20 protein-coding genes, 1 tRNA gene and 1 riboswitch are annotated in these 17,390 nt (G+C 54.2%); of the genes, 13 read left to right on the plus strand and 8 right to left on the minus strand.

The genetic code is table 11. The features are described from left to right. Positions 1 to 1,083, plus strand: a complete 1,083-nt coding sequence (locus DSM3645_RS26115; protein ID WP_161603423.1) for a tyrosine-type recombinase/integrase — start codon at positions 1 to 3, stop codon at positions 1,081 to 1,083. Here DSM3645_RS26115 and DSM3645_RS26120 read toward each other — a convergent pair whose 3' ends face one another. Then, entirely contained in the window at positions 1,084 to 1,908 is an 825-nt protein-coding gene (locus tag DSM3645_RS26120; RefSeq protein WP_002655660.1) for a hypothetical protein, read from the minus strand. Positions 1,909 to 1,932: 24 nt separating this feature from the next. Between DSM3645_RS26120 and DSM3645_RS26125 the strand changes: the two genes are divergently transcribed. Further along, a complete protein-coding gene (locus DSM3645_RS26125; protein ID WP_002655661.1) occupies positions 1,933 to 2,361 on the plus strand; it encodes a tyrosine-type recombinase/integrase in 429 nt (142 codons plus the stop codon). A gap of 46 nt (positions 2,362 to 2,407) precedes the next feature. Here DSM3645_RS26125 and DSM3645_RS26130 read toward each other — a convergent pair whose 3' ends face one another. Next, entirely contained in the window at positions 2,408 to 3,655 is a 1,248-nt protein-coding gene (locus DSM3645_RS26130; protein WP_040353034.1) for an STAS-like domain-containing protein, read from the minus strand. A gap of 126 nt (positions 3,656 to 3,781) precedes the next feature. Then, a tRNA-Arg gene (locus DSM3645_RS26135) sits at positions 3,782 to 3,854 on the minus strand. Positions 3,855 to 4,032: 178 nt separating this feature from the next. Here DSM3645_RS26135 and DSM3645_RS26140 point away from each other — a divergent pair. After that, positions 4,033 to 4,929, plus strand: a complete 897-nt coding sequence (locus tag DSM3645_RS26140) for a tyrosine-type recombinase/integrase (protein ID WP_131282840.1) — start codon at positions 4,033 to 4,035, stop codon at positions 4,927 to 4,929. Then, positions 4,913 to 5,128 (plus strand): hypothetical protein, encoded by a 216-nt coding sequence (locus DSM3645_RS26145; RefSeq protein ID WP_002655665.1) that lies wholly within the window; start codon positions 4,913 to 4,915, stop codon positions 5,126 to 5,128. Before DSM3645_RS26140 ends, DSM3645_RS26145 begins: the two co-directional genes overlap by 17 nt. Before the next feature lie 117 nt (positions 5,129 to 5,245). Here DSM3645_RS26145 and DSM3645_RS26150 read toward each other — a convergent pair whose 3' ends face one another. The 4 genes from DSM3645_RS26150 to DSM3645_RS26165 form a co-directional block, all read right to left on the minus strand. After that, positions 5,246 to 6,076, minus strand: coding sequence for a hypothetical protein (locus DSM3645_RS26150; protein ID WP_237564939.1), 831 nt, complete (start codon positions 6,074 to 6,076; stop codon positions 5,246 to 5,248). A 6-nt stretch (positions 6,077 to 6,082) separates the two neighbouring features. Then, complete coding sequence (locus DSM3645_RS26155; protein WP_002655669.1) at positions 6,083 to 6,862, minus strand: hypothetical protein; 780 nt, start codon at positions 6,860 to 6,862, stop codon at positions 6,083 to 6,085. After that, positions 6,862 to 7,647, minus strand: coding sequence for a TIGR04255 family protein (locus tag DSM3645_RS26160; RefSeq protein ID WP_161603424.1), 786 nt, complete (start codon positions 7,645 to 7,647; stop codon positions 6,862 to 6,864). Before DSM3645_RS26160 ends, DSM3645_RS26155 begins: the two co-directional genes overlap by 1 nt. A gap of 534 nt (positions 7,648 to 8,181) precedes the next feature. Then, on the minus strand, positions 8,182 to 8,598 hold the full coding sequence (locus tag DSM3645_RS26165) for a VOC family protein (RefSeq protein ID WP_002655671.1): 417 nt from the start codon (positions 8,596 to 8,598) through the stop codon (positions 8,182 to 8,184). A 184-nt stretch (positions 8,599 to 8,782) separates the two neighbouring features. Between DSM3645_RS26165 and ccsA the strand changes: the two genes are divergently transcribed. The 3 genes from ccsA to DSM3645_RS26180 all read left to right on the plus strand — a co-directional run bounded on the left by ccsA (position 8,783) and on the right by DSM3645_RS26180 (position 12,157). Then, the gene (gene ccsA, locus DSM3645_RS26170) at positions 8,783 to 9,679 is read left to right on the plus strand and encodes a cytochrome c biogenesis protein CcsA (protein WP_002655672.1); all 897 of its coding nucleotides are present in this window, start codon (positions 8,783 to 8,785) and stop codon (positions 9,677 to 9,679) included. Next, entirely contained in the window at positions 9,676 to 10,950 is a 1,275-nt protein-coding gene (gene hemA, locus DSM3645_RS26175; RefSeq protein WP_002655673.1) for a glutamyl-tRNA reductase, read from the plus strand. The genes ccsA and hemA overlap by 4 nt, the downstream gene beginning before the upstream one ends. Before the next feature lie 133 nt (positions 10,951 to 11,083). Continuing rightward, on the plus strand, positions 11,084 to 12,157 hold the full coding sequence (locus DSM3645_RS26180; RefSeq protein WP_002655674.1) for a PP2C family protein-serine/threonine phosphatase: 1,074 nt from the start codon (positions 11,084 to 11,086) through the stop codon (positions 12,155 to 12,157). A 103-nt stretch (positions 12,158 to 12,260) separates the two neighbouring features. Here DSM3645_RS26180 and DSM3645_RS26185 read toward each other — a convergent pair whose 3' ends face one another. After that, positions 12,261 to 13,580, minus strand: coding sequence for a polysaccharide pyruvyl transferase family protein (locus tag DSM3645_RS26185; protein WP_002655675.1), 1,320 nt, complete (start codon positions 13,578 to 13,580; stop codon positions 12,261 to 12,263). A gap of 195 nt (positions 13,581 to 13,775) precedes the next feature. On the opposite strand from DSM3645_RS26185, the gene DSM3645_RS26190 reads away from it, so the two are divergent. From DSM3645_RS26190 to DSM3645_RS29040, 6 genes are all read left to right on the plus strand, one after another. Next, positions 13,776 to 14,624, plus strand: coding sequence for a uracil-DNA glycosylase (locus tag DSM3645_RS26190; RefSeq protein WP_002655676.1), 849 nt, complete (start codon positions 13,776 to 13,778; stop codon positions 14,622 to 14,624). Between the two features lie 66 nt (positions 14,625 to 14,690). Next, positions 14,691 to 14,750, plus strand: a riboswitch (guanidine-III (ykkC-III) riboswitch). Positions 14,751 to 14,768: 18 nt separating this feature from the next. Beyond that, positions 14,769 to 15,089, plus strand: coding sequence for a DMT family transporter (locus tag DSM3645_RS26195; protein ID WP_002655677.1), 321 nt, complete (start codon positions 14,769 to 14,771; stop codon positions 15,087 to 15,089). Positions 15,090 to 15,112: 23 nt separating this feature from the next. Continuing rightward, the gene (locus DSM3645_RS26200) at positions 15,113 to 15,307 is read left to right on the plus strand and encodes a CPXCG motif-containing cysteine-rich protein (RefSeq protein WP_002655678.1); all 195 of its coding nucleotides are present in this window, start codon (positions 15,113 to 15,115) and stop codon (positions 15,305 to 15,307) included. An 86-nt stretch (positions 15,308 to 15,393) separates the two neighbouring features. After that, positions 15,394 to 15,984 carry a hypothetical protein gene (locus DSM3645_RS26205; protein WP_131282844.1) on the plus strand — a complete coding sequence of 197 codons (591 nt, stop codon included), beginning with the start codon at positions 15,394 to 15,396 and terminating at the stop codon, positions 15,982 to 15,984. A 174-nt stretch (positions 15,985 to 16,158) separates the two neighbouring features. Next, the gene (locus DSM3645_RS26210; protein WP_002655680.1) at positions 16,159 to 16,707 is read left to right on the plus strand and encodes a hypothetical protein; all 549 of its coding nucleotides are present in this window, start codon (positions 16,159 to 16,161) and stop codon (positions 16,705 to 16,707) included. A gap of 133 nt (positions 16,708 to 16,840) precedes the next feature. Beyond that, positions 16,841 to 17,383 carry a hypothetical protein gene (locus DSM3645_RS29040; RefSeq protein ID WP_002655681.1) on the plus strand — a complete coding sequence of 181 codons (543 nt, stop codon included), beginning with the start codon at positions 16,841 to 16,843 and terminating at the stop codon, positions 17,381 to 17,383. The last annotated feature ends 7 nt before the right edge of the window (positions 17,384 to 17,390 follow it).

A 17,390-nucleotide genomic window follows, 5' to 3' on the forward strand; every position in this document is an offset into this window, starting at 1 on the left:
TTGAAGGTAGAGACCGAAGCTCGGCTAGTGCTGGGGATCAACGTCCAGTCAACTGGCCAACTGGCCGCTGGGCCGGAAATGGATTGGGATAGTTTTCGCGAACAATATCGCGTGCTCCATCTAGCGACGGTTCGTGACAAGACAGCGATGGCGGCAGAAAGCCGACTGGACATCGCGGAACGAATCCTGAAGCCAAAGTGCCTGGGCGATATAGCCGATTCCTCAGCGTTGCAAAACCTCCAAGTTCGCCTACTAGCGGGCGATTGCAGTGCCCGAAAAAGGCCTCGCTCTCCCCATACTGTCAAAGGCTACATGGCGGCAATCCTGGCAACTCTCAACTGGGCACATCTTCAAGGCTGGCTGCCTAACGCTCCGAAAATCCGCCTGATCAAAACTTCCAAGAACACTTCGATGAAAGGACGCCCGATTACCGAAACGGAATACAAGGCGATGCTGAAGGCGACTCCCAAGGTTGTTGGAGATGAAGCGGCCGAATCTTGGCTCTATGTTTTGCGTGCACTGTGGGAATCAGCATTGCGACTGGAGGAATTGATGCATGTCTCCTGGAATAAACCTGGCACAATTCGGCCGGTCTGGGAGACTGGAAAACATCCCATTCTGGACATCCCCGCATCGATGCAAAAGAACGACACGGATCAAACGATCCCACTTCTCCCAGGCTTTGAAGCATTGCTGCTGAAAACGCCTGAAGCGAATCGAACTGGTTGGGCGTTTAATCCAGAATCACTTCAGCTGCGACTCGGCCGAAAGGTGAAGCACCAACGTCCCGACGCCGAATGGGTTGGAAAAGTTATCAGCCGCATCGGGAAAGAAGCCAACATCATTGTGGCGGATGCTGACAAGAAGACTGGTCGACCGGTGAAATACGCCTCGGCTCATGATCTGCGACGCAGTTGCGGTAACCGCTTGAGAAACGCCGGAGTTCCACCCCTGGTTATTTCTCGCGTGATGCGGCATGCATCCTGGGAAACGACGCGGAAGCATTATGCACCTGGGGATGTGCAGAAGGATGCCGAAATACTCAGAAACGGAAAACACCTCGACGATAGTCTACCCAAATAATCACCGTTGGCCTGAAGGGGGCACCAACGGCTCAAGACATGAAACGCGGAGGGCGGCATCCAAAGCAACAGCCTTGATTCCAAATTGAATTTCCAATTGCAAGAGGACCGGAATTTCGCGGCTCTCTACTTGAGGTAAATCGTCCGAGCTCTCGACTTCCTGAAGCAGCACTTGGCACTCCTCTAAGAAGCGATCTATCACCGAAATCTTGATTGCTGGATCGCGAGGTTTTAGCAATTCGTATGTGGCTGCCAGGTCCAAGACAAGAATGTCCTTTTCCAGTTCACGAAACCCAAATACTGGCGTTCCATCGACAGTGGTAAGATAGCCGTGGCCTTTTTGACTCGGCTCAAACTCATCGTGAAAATTGCCGCTTTCGGACAACAAGTCTGCCCACCGCAGTTCGAATGGGATGAAAACGGCAGATGGCGTTTTCCCCCGCTGGCGAAGCTCCTTCAAAGCTCTCTGAACAACCGGTCGCAATTCTTCCTCGGATTGACAACTCTCGAACGTTTCAAGTCCATCGAAAATCAGCTCAAGTAAAAAAACATTTCCCTCGGCACGGATCGGTTGAATAATTCCTTCAACGAAATTAAACGCTTGCTGACCGCCAGATATAAATCTCTCCCTCGGACATTTGAACTCCACAAGCCGATTTACCGTTTCACCATCCTGTTCATTTCTCACTTCACTTTGCTTCAAAATATCAATGCCCCAGTGCTGTCCCAGCCATGAATCATTGAGCTCTCTCTCAAGTTCATCAACAATTTGCTCTCCTGGAATAAACCTGGCACAATTCGGCCGATCTGGGAGACTGGAAAACATCCCATTCTGGACATCCCCGCATCGATGCAAAAGAACGACACGGATCAAACGATCCCACTTCTCCCAGGCTTTGAAGCATTGCTGCTGAAAACGCCTGAAGCGAATCGAACTGGCTGGGCGTTCAACCCAGAATCACTTCAGCTCCGGCTCGGCCGAAAGGTGAAGCACCAACGTCCCGACGCCGAATGGGTTGGAAAAGTTATCAGCCGCATTGGGAAAGAAGCCAAGATCATTGTCGCAGATGCTGACAAGAAGACTGGTCGACCGGTGAAATACGCTTCGGCACATGATCTACGACGCAGCTGTGGTAACCGACTTAGAAACGCTGGAGTTCCACCCCTGGTCATCTCTCGCGTCATGCGGCATGCATCCTGGGAGACGACGCGGAAGCACTATGCACCTGGGGATGTGCAGAAGGACGCTCAAAAGCTAATTGATCACTTGTTGCAGTGAGTCGCAAAGATAGGCCAAACGCTTTTGCTTGCACGATGAACTCTGACTAACTAGTCGCTTCGGAGTCATCAGTCATACCGTCACGAATCCGCTGAGTGACGGACCTGTTGATGATCGCCAAGATTGTTTCATTTGCACCTACGATTTTGAATCGCCTCTCAAATTCTTGCGAGCTACAAATCAAGATCAGCTTTCCGACCAATTCGTCGGCAAACGATGACGCGATAACCGAAAGGCCGCTAAAGTCAATCTGGATCAAGGAGTTTGATTCGTTTTTGATATTGAGCAACTCATTTCGCAACAAAACGCCGGATTTTCTTGTGCCGCTACCAGATGGCTGGTCAGACACTCGGTAAATAATGTTGTTGAAATCGTCTTCCAAGTTTTCAATTCTTTGATTTATCGGTTGGTAGCCGCCAAGTGCGTCAACTATTGAAACTTCCTTATCGAAGTCAATTTGAAAATCGACTGTAGTGCAATTGTTTGAATAGCTTGGAAATGGCACTTGGAGCGATGTGTTCAACTCTGTATTTCGCCTGCCAACGAAACCAGGCCCACTTGTGATGTTTAGAAACCCTGAATTCGACATGACGATATTCTGAAGCCCCCACATCCCATTCCCCTGTCCGATGTTCTTGTCGCGAGTGACCCCTTCTTGGACAGCGAGTTTTATGGCTTCGACAGCATTTGACGGTTGATGCACCGTAGCCTTTAGTGAGTTGTAGAGTCCTCGTCCATGGTCAAAAATGCACAACGCTATATGCTGGGAACTCGGGTGTATCTGTCCCATCGCATATCCATGGGTCGCAAGTGAATGCTGAAGGATGTTGTCCATCACTTCGTTGAGGCACCATTCCAAGCCCTGGAGCACACCGATTTTGCATTCCACTGCCCTCGCAACGTCAGTGATATAGGCATTTACCAGCTGATTGATTTCGTTGGGTGTGGCAAATTTCCAAACGACATTCATGGGGGTCAGCGAATCGCCTAAATCCAATCCTGCAATAGCTGGATTAAATATGCACGTTCGACCCAAGAAATCAGGAGAATCTAGAATCTCAAACGATAGTTGCTCCTCGGAACGGTACATTTCAAGCAGGCCGGCGACTGGAGCCACAACATTGGGATACGCACCTTGGATCGCAGCAAAATCCAGCAAGAAATGTGTAATTCCCGATTGACGACCATGGAAAATTGCTCGAATAAAATTCGCTACGACGAATGGCGAACTTAACGACTGGAAACGCAAGACATTTTCATCTCGAACAACTCTATAGTCTGCTTCGTTGGGCATATTGACTCTCTGGGCGTAAATGAGAGAGCGGCAGTGCCGTCATTATCGCAATTATTCAAAGACTCATTATGGAGATCGAGCCATGTACCTGGGTACACCTCCCAGGCCAAATCGACGTAAGTCTAATGCCCCCGGGTGGAATCGAACCACCGACACGCGGTTTAGGAAACCGCTGCTCTATCCACTGAGCTACGAGGACGTGTGCAAAAAAGCCTTGTTTTTCGGTGTTTTCGAACTAGCTTTAGGTGGTCACTTTAGCGACTACACCCGAAATGCCAAAATCTACACCCAAAAAGATAGCATCCATCCAGAAACCACGGAAGCCGCATCCCGACTTCCCGCTCTGGGCTCATCCGTCTGGTCAGTGGTGTAAGAAGGTGAACGGCAAGTTCCACTACTTCGGCACCTGGATCGACCCACAAGCGGCCCTAGATCGCTGGCTTGACCAGAAGGATGACATCTTAGCAGGGCGTGAGGTTCGACAGGGGGCTGGGCTGAAGGTCCGGGACTTGGTCAACGCATTTCTCAACAGCAAAACCCGGCTAGTCGAATCCGAGGAGCTGGCGAAGCGGACCTGGGAATCCTACGACCGACGCATGGGAACCGTGCTGGAGTCGCTCGGAAAGGGACGACACGTTGAGACGCTGCGCCCGATCGACTTCGAGAAGTTGAGGGCCATCTTCGCCAAGGACCATGGGCCGGTCACGTTGACGGGTGATATCACCATCGTGCGGTCGCTTTTCAAGTATGCCTACGAATCGGATTTGATTGCAAAGCCGATCAAGTTTGGCCCCAACTTCAAGCCGCCATCTCGCGCGACGTTGCGTAAGAACCGACAGGAGAGAGGCAAGAAGCTATTCGATGCCCCACAGATTCGAGCCATGATCGCCGGAGCCGGCTCGCAGCTCAGAGCAATGATTTACCTGGGTATCAATTGCGGCTTCGGGAACAACGACTGCTGCAAGCTCCCATTAGCCGCTGTGCAGCTTGACAAGGGTTGGCTTGAATTCGGACGCCCGAAGACAGGGATAGAGCGACGTTGCCCGCTATGGCCCGAAACGGTGGAAGCGCTGCGGGCTGTTCTGGCCAAACGACCAGAGCACGAAACCGACAGGGTGTTTATCACGAAGTACGGCAACACCTGGGAGCCGAAGTCGACGACCGATAACCCGATCTCAAACGAAGCATCCAAGCTGCTGAAGACGTTGAAAATCCATCGCAAGGGGCTGGGCTTCTACCCTCAAGCAACTAAAGGGATTGAAGGAACCCGTTAAGGTCAAAAACGCTGGCGAGAACGGATCAAAGATCCGTGATGCTCTGAAGAAGCTCGGCCTGAAGGATGTCAGCGGGAAAAACCAAATGCCTGGGGCAGAATTCAAGTTGAAAGTGACTGAGGACACAATCGAAAAGCTTGAGAAGCTAAAAGGTAAAACCTTTAGTGTGGATGGCGAAGGTAAAGTGAAGCTCAAGTAACTGCCGATCATTGTTGGCCAAACTAATAGCTCCAGGTTTTCCTGGGGCTATTTTCGCTTCTTGATCTGGATACAGTTTGAGCCGCTGAGAGATATATTTAAATCAGATGCGTCAGATTCAATGCCGTGGTAAGTCTTCAGAATCAGGATCACGAAGACTGAGGTAGTCAAAGTCCCAGCGTTTCAGCAACCTCAAGTCTGAAAGGGTGATTTCCGCCTCTGGTTTTAGGCAGGCAATCTCGACCGTGACCCCTTCGCAACCACTTAAACGCGACTCTACTTGGTCAACAAGCAATTGAGCTGCCTTACGACTGCTTGACGACGCATATTCATCATCATGCATCACGGCATAAACGATAATTTTATATGTTTCGTCTTCCTCAAGCTCATCATCCACAACGACCATGTAAATGCCTTCTATTAAATGGCCGCTCTTCTTGAAAGACTGGCGAAGCCTTATCGCTGCGTCTCTTGTTCGATCGTTAAATGCATCGGGAAAGGCGGCACGAACATATCGCTTTGACAGCCAGTGTGAAATTGCCCGAAGAAATCTCTCACTTGGCTGTCTTGAATCATCAGGTAAGCAATCAAGAAGAATTTGCCTTGAGAGAACGAGCCGGTCGTGGACGCATATGTCAAAGAACGTCTGCTCGCCACCGTCAATTTTCACATCAAACTGAAATTCTCGGGGACTTTTTCCCCAATGCTTGTTGCCATCACTCCCAGACATTCGCCGAGCTGGAACAATCTCAACATTTGGCTCGACTGAAAAGCGAGGATTCGTTACATCACAATCGTGACTCACCACTATCCAAAGTTCACAATCAGCTAGTCTCTCTGGAACGCAATTGCCATTGCGCAGACTTTCCACGAGCGAGTGTGGTAGCACACTTCCCTGCCGCCAGCCGTTGGCTTTTATAGGGCCTGCGTCATCCCTTACGGACGCCATGACAAGCTACTCCATTGTGGATCGTTTTCCCGTCAGTGCATCAATGCTCGCCGACTGGTCTTTGACATTGTTCACGTCAATTCCCCGAGCCTCCGCCAACTCTCTCAAGCTCTTCGGTTTCTCGCGATCACGAGAGTTTACTCGGGTCGCAATTGATTGCAGCAAAGCATCGATTGCGATCTCATTCATAGAATCTCGCCTCATATAATCGATAACGGAATTACCTTCATCGTCCACAAATTCCCTTAATGCTGCTCCGGCAGGAAGACGTGAAATCTTGCGCCACGCTTGTGAAATGCGATAGACTTGCATCAAGCGATCATGATTGCTTTTGTGAGGGGTGGCATTGTCTTTGATCCATCCATAGACTGTTGGCCTCTCGACACCAACAACTTCGGCAAGTTCCTTAACCTGCAAGGCAAGGTTTGCCCTAATTTCTGAGATGATTTCCGGTATGCTGCTACTGCGTTCGGTATCTTGCCGTTGCGTGCATCCCATCGTTAAAGGTGAATTGCGACCAGACATCACTAGCGACACAATGCTTGTGCTAAAGCTTGTCCCGCTTGACTCTGTTCCGGGTACAAACCATCCCCTAAGTCGCTCATACTCGCTACTAACAGCATCCGTCTCCACCAATGCATCTTGCGCCCAAAAGTAATTGCCGCAACAAACAATAGCCCCGGTAGGCGACAAATGCTCAGGCTCAGGGCTAGTGATCCCCGTGCCAGACGCCTCACGAAGGAGTTGTAAATACTTGTCGAAGATGTCATTTTCCGTTGCCGGCACTAGGCACCTCCTTTCCAATGATTCAATGCTTCACGCGAAACGGAATGCTCGAATGCCGTTTCAAGAATATCGTGGAGCTTCCACAATTTACCGATGAGTATTTCATTATTTAGTTCGCACTCGCATTTTTCGATATGGTCAAAATCAAGCACACGAAAAAGCTCACCCTCTCCAGGCTTATTGTCGAAATCGAGGTGGGTTACTCCGATCTCAGGTGGAATAAATTTCTTGCCGTCGTGCTCGTAGGATTTTACCAGCAAGTGACCACATTCCGTTTCTGCGCGAATCAGAAACTCAAACCGACTTTTTGTGACGCCCAACTCTTCTGCCGACAGCCCTCGAATTGAAGTCTGCAAGCAATCATTCGCGAGAATTTCTTCTGTAGGGCGAATTACATTTACGTATCGAAGCCCAATCTGAACGGCCTCAGTGATATTTGCATAATTGGCAATCACATCAAGTGCCGCCGAAAATCTAGCTACAAACTCCTCGAAGTTCGTATAGCTCGAAACTTCATAGGTCACAAAATCCTTGGTTAAAATGATCGCCTCGCGACGCTTCCGACCGCCAAATATCCAACGAACATCGCTCTCGGCGATTGGCATTACCCCCAGCGTCAACTGCTGCATTTGTTCTTCGACGTATTTCGTGAACCCCATCCCTCGAAGCGTCTCTTGGATGTCCGGAACGTATTTAGACATCCTAAGAACAGGCGAAAAGCGGAGCTGGACGAGGGCGAGTGCAAGCGGGGCCTTGGCCAATTTAAGTTGCTCTCGTTTTCCCATTGTGGGTAGTCCTTTATTGAGAAGGTTGGCTATGCAGTCATGCCCGTGTGAGATAGCCAATCCACAAAACTTTACACTAAACATTACGCTCCATCGACGGCGGTTGTGCGAAAAATTTACACAAAATCTTACACGAAGCCCAATCTGTCCTGCTTAGGCGCATATGGAAAACAGGGCAGTCTGTGAGCTTCTTCGCCAATTTCGCCGGGTGTAGCTACACCCGCAAGCAAGGCTTTCCACTGCTGAGTAGGGCGAAGCTCGATTAGCCGGAATCGACGTAACCGCTTAGAAATAGAGATCTTGCGGCCACTCCTCGCAGCCTTCGCAGCCCCCTCAACTTCGATTAGGAAACCGCTGCTCTATCCATTGAGCTACGAGGACCAAGAATTATCTTGCCAGACCCGCAGGGCGCTGTGCGACAGGCGGATCTAGTATGGGTTCTATCGTAATGTTAGGGGGTAGTTCTAAAAAGAGGGAGCCAGGTTCGCGCGGGCCGGGTGTTGGGCCCGCGTGAATTGGTGGCTCGTGGGCCGCTTATTCCAAAATCAGGCAGCCGCGGTCGTCGAATTTCCACATCGCGCCGTGGGCGACTTCCCAGTGATAGCCGTCGGGGTCGGTGAAATAACCGCTATAGCCGCCCCAGTCGGTTTCGTGCGGCTGCTTGACGATCGTGCCGCCGCATTGCTGGGCGAGGGCCATGACCTGGTCGACTTCGGCTTTCTCGCGGGTGTTGTGGGCCAGCGAGATGCCGCCGAAGCCGGGCTGGGGAACAGGGACGTGGGGGCCGATGTCGGCGGCGAGCTGATCGAGCGGAAAAATCGATAGCACTACGCCTCCGGCCGAGAAAAAGGCGATCGGATCGGTTGACTGGGCCGTCGTTTTGAACCCAAGATCGCTATAAAACTGGTAGGATCGGGCAAAGTCGCGAACGCCCAAGCAGACAATACTCATGCGGGGCTGCATCGGAAAACTCCATTGGGCCGAGGGAAAATGGCGGGAACTCCGCCTGACGTAAGCCTTGGCCCGGATTATCCTTAGAATCAAAAGCGAACGCCAGCCGTCGGCGCTCGGTTGCCGATCTAGACTCGGCGGCGAATGATAAAGTCGACCCAATCCGCGAGATACCTACCCCTCAATGCTCTCCGGCATTTCCATCTTCTGCTTTACCGCCAGCTACGGCGTCGCACTCTTGCTTGAGATCGTGCGGCTCTTTTTCCGCGCGCAAGTCCGGGCCATTTTGTCGGTCGGATTCATGGCCGCCGGCCTGATCGCGCATACGATTTATCTGGTGGGAGAGCAAAACGGCCTGGTCGAAGCAGGGCCGATTTCGTCTTGGCATCACTGGTGCCTGATCGTGGCCTGGGTATTGGCGGCGACCTATCTGGCGATGTCGCTGACCCATCCGAAAACGGCGCTCGGGCTCTTCATGATTCCGCCGGTGCTGCTGCTGTTGGGGATGGCCTATTGGATGGATCAGGTCGCGCCATTTGACCCCAGCAATCGGGTGCGGCCGCTGCAGATCATTCACGGCGTGCTGCTGTTGGCAGGCACAGCGGCTGTCTTTCTGGGGTTTGCGACCGGCGTGATGTATTTGATTCAATCATATCGGCTAAAGCACAAGATGCTGCAGCGCGAAGGGTTCCGCCTACCGAGTCTCGAATGGCTGCAAAACTTCAACCGCCGCACGTTGATCGTTTCGACCTGCCTGCTCGCCGGCGGACTGCTGGCAGGAGTGCTGCTGAAAATCGATCGCCAAACCAATAGCTTCCCGTGGAGCGATCCGGTCGTCTGGAGTTCCGGGATTCTCTTCCTGTGGCTGGTCGCGGCGACGCTGTTTGAACTGATCTATAAACCGGCGCGACAAGGGCAAAAGATCGCCTACCTGACGTTGGCCAACTTTATGTTTCTCGGCCTAGTGCTCGCGATGATCTTGTTCGGGCCGACACAGCATGCGCGCTCGCCGAAAGAACAGGCGACGCATTTTTACTCGCTGACTCCCACGATCGCTCAAAGCGAGAAGGGGGCGCGATGAAGTTGCAGATGATCGGCCTCAGTCATCACAATGCGTCGGTCGAGATCCGCGAACGCTTGGCGTTTAGTCCGGACCAGGCGCAAGAAGCGCTAAAGACGTTTCGCAGCCGCTTTCCCGATATCGAGTCGGTGCTGCTTTCGACCTGCAACCGAACCGAAATCTACACGGCGGCGCTCGACGGCAACCTCTGCCCAACGCATCACGACATGGTGCAGTTCTGGGCCGAGTTCCATCAGTTGGAAGCGAAAGATGTTTTTGACAACGTTCTAGAGCGTACCGGCGAAGATGTCGTGCGGCACTTGTTTACCGTCGCGGCGAGTCTCGACAGCATGGTGGTAGGCGAAGCGCAGATCTTGTCGCAGGTGAAACAAGCCTATGAACTGTCGACTCAGATTGACAGCGCCGGCACGTTGACCCATAGCTGCTTTCAAGCGGCGATCCGCGTCGCCAAACGCGTCAGCAACGAGACGACGATCCACAAGAAGCGGGTCAGCATACCGAGCGTCGCGGTCAGTGATTTCGCCAGCAATGTCTTTGATCGGTTTGACGACAAAAACGTGTTGATCATCGGCGCCGGCGAAATGGCGGAAGAGACCTCTCGGTATTTGCTGGACGTCGGAGCCAAAGAGTTTACGGTCGTCAATCGCAGCTTAGAACGGGCCGAGCGTCTGGCGGCGACGTTCGCCGGCAAGGCGCTGCACTGGGACCAACTGCACGAAGCGGTTATTGCGGCCGACCTGATCGTTTCGACCACCGGTGCGACCGAGCCGATTATTCGCTTGGAAGAATACAAACAGTTAGAAGCGGCCCGGTTCCAGCGGACCTTGTTTGTCTTGGACCTGGCGATTCCGCGCGACTTTGATCCGCGAATCGCCGAACGGGTGGGGGTTTATCTCTTTTCGATCGACGACTTGCGCCAGACGTGCGATAAAAACCGGGCGGCGCGCGAACGGGAATGGCCCAAGGCTGAGCGGATTATCGAAGACGAAACCGCCAAGTTTATGGCCGACCTTAACCATCGCGCGACGGCGCCGACCATTCGCCGGTTGAAACAGCGATCGGACGAACTGAAGGACGAGGAACTAAAGCGGCTGCTCAACAAGCTGGGCGATATTGATCCGCGCATCGCCGACGAGATCATCCGCTCGTTTGATCGCCTGGTGAACAAGCTGCTCCATCCGCCGCTAGAATCGCTGCGCGACGAAGCGGGAAGCGCCTCGTCCGATAGTCTGCTGGACGCACTCAAACGACTCTTTCGCTTGTACGATTAGTGAGCGTTGGATTCTTCATTGAATCTTCTTCTTCGTTCTTTTTCGTCGATTCGCCTACCGTGCACGATTGATCCCGCGCGGTCATTGGTGCACAATTCGGGCATTCCTTCTTCCCTCGGTGACGACGACAACGATGACGGCGTTCAAGATCGTACTGGGTTTAGCGGCGGCGTTTCAAATCGTTTCCGTCGTATTGGCGTTGCGGCTTAACGCGATCTATCGACGCCGTTTTGCTTGGCTATTTATCAGCGGCGCCGCCGTATTGATGGCCGTTGGCATGTTTGCGTCGATGTGGCGTATCTGGGACATGGCGATCAATGTCGAACATCATCCGGCGCTCTGGGCCGAATCGCTAGCGACGCTAATGATGGCGGTTCTCTTTTTCGCGGGGATCGCCACGATCGAGCCGATCTTTAAAGAGAACGAACTGGCCCGCAAGCTCGCCGAGAAAGAGAACGAACGCTTGAATGCGGCCGTTCAGCATACGTTGGAAGAAATGATGTTGGCGAAGCAGATTCAGCAGAACTTTCTCCCCAAAACTCCGCCTACTGCGGACGGCTACGATGTTGCGGCAATCAGTCTGCCGGCCGAATGGACCAGCGGCGATTACTTTGATTTTCATCGGACCAGTGATGGCAAGCTGGTCGCCGTGATCGCGGATGTCGCCGGACATGGAGTCGGCCCGGCGCTGCTGATGTCTTCGGCTCGTTCTTACTTTCGCGAAATCGTGCAGCACTACATCGATCCCGGCGAAATCCTGGGACGCTGGAATCGAGTCATCTCGAGCGAGATCGAGTTCGGCGACTTTATTACGGCCTGGGTCGCGGTGATCGATCTGCAGCGCCGCACGATGACCTACGCCGGAGCAGGGCACAACGCCTGGCTCGTCAGTCGCGACGGCAGCGTGCAAGACCTGGAAGGGGAGGGCCCGCCGCTGGGAGTCATCGGAGACTTCGCATTTCACGGTTCGGCCGAAGTGACGCTCGAAGAAGGGCAAATCTTGCTGATGGCGACCGACGGCATTCCCGAGACCGAAAATCTCGCCGGCCAACAGTGGGGCAATGATCGTATGCTGTCGATCATCCACGCTCGGCGCGGACAACCGGCCGAGCGAATCGTCGCCGACATGGTCGACGCCGTCTCTGGCTTCGCCCCCGACACGCCGCGCCGCGATGATGTAACGGCGATCGTGGTGAAGGTCGCGTAGGTCGTCTTTGCTTCGTAGCCCGAGGCGCGTTTTTGAAGTTGCGCTTTTCCCCCGTGTTCGATTCAATCGGCAAATAGCGCGACTTCAAAAATCCCGTAGCCTCCTAAGGCGAGGTCGCCTTCTTCAGCGACTCTGCGATTACCTGAAAGTTCTCAGCATAATTAGTCTCGATTCCGGCGACGGCGTCGTTGATTCGTTTTTGCGCGGCGGGGAAGTCAGCGGCGATCTCTGCCGTGGCCGCCGCGACGTCGTCGCCTGACGTTTCTTCGATGGGAAAATACCACGCGTTCAGGCCGACATCGCGCCACATGTTCCCTTTGATTCCATCTTCCGGCTGATGCAGGTACATGCAGGGAGTTCCGACCGCCGCGGCGATGATCGGCGAATGGCACTCGCAACTGATCACGGCCGCCGCATCGGCGTACAACGTCGCCGCATCGTCGGTGATCCAATACTTTTCGTGCAGGACGACGTTCTTCTTCACGTCTTCGGGCAGCGGATCAAACAATAGCGGCCGCATGATTTCGACCTGGTAGGTCATCTCGGGGCACAGCACCGCTTTGCCGCCGGTCTGGCGAACCCACGCAATGATCGCCGCGCGCAGCTTGGCGTGATCCTCTTCGGCGTGCGCCTCGTTCACCGCTTCGCGGCGAGCGATCTCTTTCGAATCCAGCCCGGTCTTGCGAATCTTGTGATACGGCGTGTAGCGGAGTCGGGGCACGCAAACGATAAACTTGCGCGGCTCCAGATCGTTTTCTGCGATGAACGCTTGCGTCGCTTCCGACTCTTTCAACTTCAAATGAAACGTACCGTCCGGCGCGAAGCCCAAGTAGGGCCCGGCGACTCCGACTTCTTTGACATTTTGCAGCGATCTCTTTTCTCGCGTGAAAACGAAATCGGCTCCTTCGAGCAAGCTTTGCAATTGCGGCGATAGTTTGCGACTGGCCGCTTCGCCTTGGGCGGTGATCGTGACGCCGAGAATGCCGTACGGCTTGCCTGTTACTTTGCGCCAAGAGTCGATATCTCTGGCGGCGACGACGCTGGGCCCCGACCCATGCAGCAGGAAGTCGGCCTGGTCAAACGCCTGCTGCAGTTCTTCGTTCGAGAACTTTCCGGCGGCGCTAACGTTGCCGCTGACAATTTTCAATTGCGGATAGTTGGCCAGCAGCATTTCACGCACGCCGCGATCGAGCGCATTCGACCACAGGATGACCTCGACGTTGGGAAGATAGTCCTGCATCAACTGCAGCACGCCCGGCGTATGGGCGATGTCGCCGATGTTCACCGTTTGCCAACCGCTACGCAGCAGAACGGTGCTGCGGACGTCCGAAACCGCTTCGGCGGCGAAAGCGGAAGAGATCAGCGGCAAGCTGGTAACGGCGGCTAGTTGCGCCAAACAGGCGCGGCGGGAGATATTTTGCATGGGGACCAAGGCGGTAGAGGAAGGATTTTCAAGCGACTGGAGCCCCTTTATTTTGCCTGCTGCGAGGGCCGTTGTAAATTCGGCGGCCGGTGGGGCGAGAAGTTCTCGCCGGCTCCACCTTCACGCCGGCCTTGAATTGCCGATAATTGAGCGTGAACGCGATTTGATTTTTCCATCGTCTTGGTAGATTTCGGCATGTCTGACGACCCGCAAGCTCATCTCCGTCGCGCCTTGCTGCAGCAAATGCGTGACTGGCAATCGGCCGGCGTCGAGATTGCGCCCCTCGGCCGCAGCTTGGATGTGGCGGAAGAATTGCTACGTGCCGCGGCGCCAGCCGCAGCCGCGCCGACGGTTGAACCAACAGCGACTCCCCCCGCTCCACCGCAACCCAGAGCTCCGGTGGCGGCTCCTACTCCTCCGCCGACAGTCCATCGCGCCGCTCCGCCGGTGCTCAATACAGACCACGGCGGGCGACAACAACAGTTGGACGTGCTGGCCGCCGAAGTCGCGAAGTGCGTCTTGTGCGAAGAGCTGGCCTGCACTCGAACGCAAACCGTCTTTGGGGTCGGCAATCCGAATGCACGCATCTGTTTTTTCGGCGAGGCCCCCGGCGCCGACGAAGACAAGCAAGGAGAGCCGTTCGTCGGTCGCGCCGGCAAGTTGCTGACGCAGATCATCGAGGCCTGTACGTTTCAGCGAGAAGATGTCTACATCTTGAATACGCTGAAGTGCCGCCCCCCAGGAAATCGAAATCCGACGCCGGAAGAGAACGCCAACTGCATGCCCTACTTCGAGCAGCAATTGGCGATCATTCAGCCTGACTATATCGTTTGTCTGGGCAAGTTCGCCGCGCAAAACCTGCTGAAGACCGAGACCGCAATCGGCAAATTACGCGGTCAATTTCATGACTACGGCGGCGCTAAAGTCATCGCGACGTACCATCCTGCTTATCTGCTTCGCAACCCGGCCGCCAAACGCGAAGTATGGGAAGACATGAAGATGATGTTGCGAGACATGGGCGTCCAGCTTCCCCAGGGCAAATAGGCCGACGGCAATTACGCCTTGTCACGACGGGCCTACGAGCTAGGATGACTCGTTCTGAAAAAGTGCTGCTTGGCAATCTGCCCCGGACGAGACGCGCCGTACCCGGTTATGTAAAGACGACGCCCTTACCCCAAGGAGCGTCTCATGGCGTGGATTATTTTGATCGTGGCTGGCCTGCTCGAAATCGGTTGGGCGATCGGGCTGAAATATACCGAGGGCTTCACCAAACCGCTCCCCAGCGTGCTGACCGCCGCCGCGATTGTCACCAGCATGTTTCTCTTGTCCGTTTCGGCGCGAACCATTCCGATCGGCTCGGCCTATGCAATTTGGGTGGGCATTGGGGCGAGCGGCGCCGCGCTGCTGGGCGTTTGGCTGTTTGGCGAAAGCTTGTCGCCCGCGCGGGGATTTTTCCTGCTGCTGTTGGTGGGGTCGATCATCGGGTTAAAATTGACCTCGGGCCATTAATCCTCTCTAGGCGGAGAGCCACCATGCAAGAAGATGCAAGCTACGTCTGTGACGCCTGCGGCGAAGAGATTGTCGTGCCGATCGATCTGTCGGAAGGCCATACGCAAACCTATGTCGAAGATTGTCCCGTCTGCTGCCGGCCCAGCGTGATCCATGTTGAGGTGGATGAAGATGGCAACGCCCAAGTTTGGGCCGAGCCGGAACAAGATTACGACTGAGCGAACTGGTTAGAACGAATTCGGTAACGTGGGGTTGCAACGTGTTTTTAGCTCTCCTCGCCCATTGGCGATTTGCGCCCATCTACGTGATCTTGCTTTCCACAACCGATTGCGGCGCAACGCACTGGGTGCGGGGAACGACCGATCATTATAAAGAGGGACTTTTCTTCCTCTCCCTCTTTCCTTTGATTGGTTGCTTCTTTTGGATCGTGATTTGGGGAAGCCTGCTGCTGCCGCGCGTTGGCGATGAAGACGAAACGGAAGAAGACGAAACGGAAGTGGCTGCAACGGACGTGGACGCAACGGAAGAAGAGGACGAAGAAGAAGAAAACGCTGATCTTAGTCAACCAATCAAAATCAGCCTTATCATCCTTGCGATGGTTTCGGTTCCGACGATCGCCAGCCTGTGCTTCTCTCGCGCAGAAGTGAATCAACAGCATTATCGCCTTGTCTTTCAAACCACCGAAGCGAATGGGGTGGAGATCCGCTATGACGAGATTAGTGAGATCCGGCTCATCACTCGCGGGGACCGGGCTTATTTGATTTGCACTCGTCACGATGGCGAGGAAGTAGAATTTCGGTACTACAACTTCGCCAAGGAATCGGGGGATAAGTTCCTGGAATATGCGCGGGAAAAGGAAATCCCAATCATCGACAATCGACAGCAACAGAACTGACCGGCAGCTTCGCAATTCTGAACGGAATTATCTCGACCATTTTGCGATCAGAAATCTGCTGGAACGCCCCATGCGAGGGATGTACAATCAGCCCTAATGTACGGTCCGGCGGCCTCTCCCTGGTCGCGGTGACGCCCTCTTTCTCTTTTCCCTTAAAACTCTCGGGAGATCGCGATGGTCGGTTCTTCGAAATGGTTTTCACTGCTCTTGGGCGCCGCGTTGTTGACGGCCTTTGTCGGCTGCGGGGTGAACGAACACCTTTCCGACGAAGGCGTTTTGTCGGCGTCGAAAAGCCCATTGGAAGCGATCGGCTATTTTTTTGGAGGCATCGCCCTCGCGGCAGGCGGCTGGTTTATGACGCAGGTCTGGGCTCGGATCGGAATCGCGATGATCGTGCTGGGGTGTCTGGGGACGCTTTACATGGCGCCGGCCGCACTGTTTGAAAAGGCGATCGCCGATTCGGAACACTTTGTTTCGTCCCAAGGTTTCCTGGGAATGACGCATCACGAAGTCATGATGAAAGATCTGGATCACATCCAGTTCGTGACCGAAACACGCCGCTCACGTCGCGGCGGCACAAGTTACGACCATTACATGGTCTGCCACTGCAAAGGGGGCGAGCAGAAAAAAATCCAGGTCGATAGCGATGTCCAGCAACCGGCCGCATTCCATTTTCTGCAATTAGCGGACGAAAATGGGATACGCATCGAAGGGCTCGACTAGGCGCGCTGGCCAACGGTTCGCAAAGCGGGGGCGTTTTTCTTAAAATGAATCGCGGTTGTTGACGAATATCTAGCAACCACCGCCGGCAAGGAGGATTTGCCCGGATTTCGCGCCCCGTGCTTTGAGAACGATCATGACCGATCCGCAACGCGACACCCAATTTTCGGAGTCAATGCCGCTCAAGCCTGACGTTGACTACGTGATGCTTTCGCGCTGGCCGCAAGATGGGGACGATTGGATCCATCCCGACGATCGCGCTTTGGCCGCCGGCATGATTCCAAGCGACCGGATCTTTCGCCGCGAGTTGCAACCGGATGGATATTACGAACTCGCCTATGGTCCCCGCAAAATCCGCATTCGTCCTGTGCTGGCCGAAGTAGCGCCGCAGCCTGAGTTTGAGATCGGCCAGGTCGTCAAGCTGAAGCTGGCGTTCGAGGGGGATCACAGCGACATCGGCCGCATCTATTCGATTCGCTATAGCCAATACTACGACGCACCGCAGTATTACTTGATTCGCGGCGACATGAAAAGTCGCACGCCGTATCTGGGCGAGGCGCTGGAGCTGTTTGTCAAAGACGGACAGCTGCGCGAGCCTGACGAGTTCCCCCAGTGGAACCCGCCCGAGCCAGACGCCGCAAACCGAGAAGAGGACAACCGGTACGGCGAAGGGATCTAATTCGCCG

Origin of the sequence: Blastopirellula marina DSM 3645 (assembly GCF_000153105.1) — a bacterium.
Taxonomy (GTDB): Bacteria; Planctomycetota; Planctomycetia; order Pirellulales; family Pirellulaceae; genus Blastopirellula; species Blastopirellula marina.

What these genes read in the sequence shown, in the direction of transcription:
- DSM3645_RS26160 (WP_161603424.1), bottom strand. Translation starts at nt 7,647, where the DNA reads ATGGGAAAACGAGAGCAACTTAAATTGGCCAAGGCCCCGCTTGCACTC.
- DSM3645_RS26195 (WP_002655677.1), top strand. Translation starts at nt 14,769, where the DNA reads ATGGCGTGGATTATTTTGATCGTGGCTGGCCTGCTCGAAATCGGTTGG.
- hemA (WP_002655673.1), top strand. Translation starts at nt 9,676, where the DNA reads ATGAAGTTGCAGATGATCGGCCTCAGTCATCACAATGCGTCGGTCGAG.
- DSM3645_RS26200 (WP_002655678.1), top strand. Translation starts at nt 15,113, where the DNA reads ATGCAAGAAGATGCAAGCTACGTCTGTGACGCCTGCGGCGAAGAGATT.
- DSM3645_RS29040 (WP_002655681.1), top strand. Translation starts at nt 16,841, where the DNA reads ATGACCGATCCGCAACGCGACACCCAATTTTCGGAGTCAATGCCGCTC.
- DSM3645_RS26120 (WP_002655660.1), bottom strand. Translation starts at nt 1,908, where the DNA reads ATGTTTTCCAGTCTCCCAGATCGGCCGAATTGTGCCAGGTTTATTCCA.
- ccsA (WP_002655672.1), top strand. Translation starts at nt 8,783, where the DNA reads ATGCTCTCCGGCATTTCCATCTTCTGCTTTACCGCCAGCTACGGCGTC.
- DSM3645_RS26165 (WP_002655671.1), bottom strand. Translation starts at nt 8,598, where the DNA reads ATGAGTATTGTCTGCTTGGGCGTTCGCGACTTTGCCCGATCCTACCAG.
- DSM3645_RS26210 (WP_002655680.1), top strand. Translation starts at nt 16,159, where the DNA reads ATGGTCGGTTCTTCGAAATGGTTTTCACTGCTCTTGGGCGCCGCGTTG.
- DSM3645_RS26150 (WP_237564939.1), bottom strand. Translation starts at nt 6,076, where the DNA reads ATGGCGTCCGTAAGGGATGACGCAGGCCCTATAAAAGCCAACGGCTGG.
- DSM3645_RS26125 (WP_002655661.1), top strand. Translation starts at nt 1,933, where the DNA reads ATGCAAAAGAACGACACGGATCAAACGATCCCACTTCTCCCAGGCTTT.
- DSM3645_RS26190 (WP_002655676.1), top strand. Translation starts at nt 13,776, where the DNA reads ATGTCTGACGACCCGCAAGCTCATCTCCGTCGCGCCTTGCTGCAGCAA.
- DSM3645_RS26185 (WP_002655675.1), bottom strand. Translation starts at nt 13,580, where the DNA reads ATGCAAAATATCTCCCGCCGCGCCTGTTTGGCGCAACTAGCCGCCGTT.
- DSM3645_RS26180 (WP_002655674.1), top strand. Translation starts at nt 11,084, where the DNA reads ATGACGGCGTTCAAGATCGTACTGGGTTTAGCGGCGGCGTTTCAAATC.
- DSM3645_RS26130 (WP_040353034.1), bottom strand. Translation starts at nt 3,655, where the DNA reads ATGCCCAACGAAGCAGACTATAGAGTTGTTCGAGATGAAAATGTCTTG.